The 620-nt window shown below is 72.9% G+C and carries 1 protein-coding gene; it reads left to right on the top strand.

Translation table 11 applies throughout. The features are described from left to right. Nucleotides 1-63: 63 nt before the first annotated feature. On the top strand, nt 64-620 hold a 557-nt coding region (locus BIV03_RS16010; RefSeq protein WP_368086577.1), incomplete at its 3' end, for a tRNA (adenine-N1)-methyltransferase.

A 620-nucleotide genomic window follows, 5' to 3' on the forward strand; every position in this document is an offset into this window, starting at 1 on the left:
CGTCGACCGGCTCGTCGAGCTGACCGGCCCGGCCCTCGCCGCCCGCACCCAGGAGGTCGCACGATGACCGACGCGCTCCCGAACCCCACCGAGTCGCTGCCGCACACCGCGGGCGGCGCACCGCACACCCCGCCGCGCGGACCCTTCCGCGCCGGTGACCGCGTGCAGCTGACCGGTCCGAAGGGCAAGCTGACGACCCTGTCGCTCGAGGTCGCGGGGGAGTACCACACGCACCGCGGCGTCCTGCGGCACGACGACGTCATCGGGCAGCCGGACGGGTCGGTGATCCGGGCGAGCACCGGTGACGAGTACCTCGCGCTGCGTCCGCTCCTCAACGACTACGTGATGTCGATGCCGCGCGGTGCCGCCATCGTGTACCCGAAGGACGCCGCCCAGATCGTGGCCTTCGCCGACGTCTTCCCGGGCGCCCGCGTGGTCGAGGCCGGTGTCGGTTCCGGCGCGCTCTCGCTGTTCCTCCTGCGGGCGATCGGACCGACCGGACAGCTGCAGTCGTTCGAGCGCCGCGAGGAGTTCGCCGCGATCGCCCGTGGCAACGTCGGCACCTTCCTCGGCGCCGTCCCGGACAACTGGTCGGTCACTGTCGGCGACCTCGTCGAGGA

Source organism: Curtobacterium sp. MCBA15_016 (assembly GCF_001865105.1).
Taxonomy (GTDB): Bacteria; Actinomycetota; Actinomycetes; order Actinomycetales; family Microbacteriaceae; genus Curtobacterium.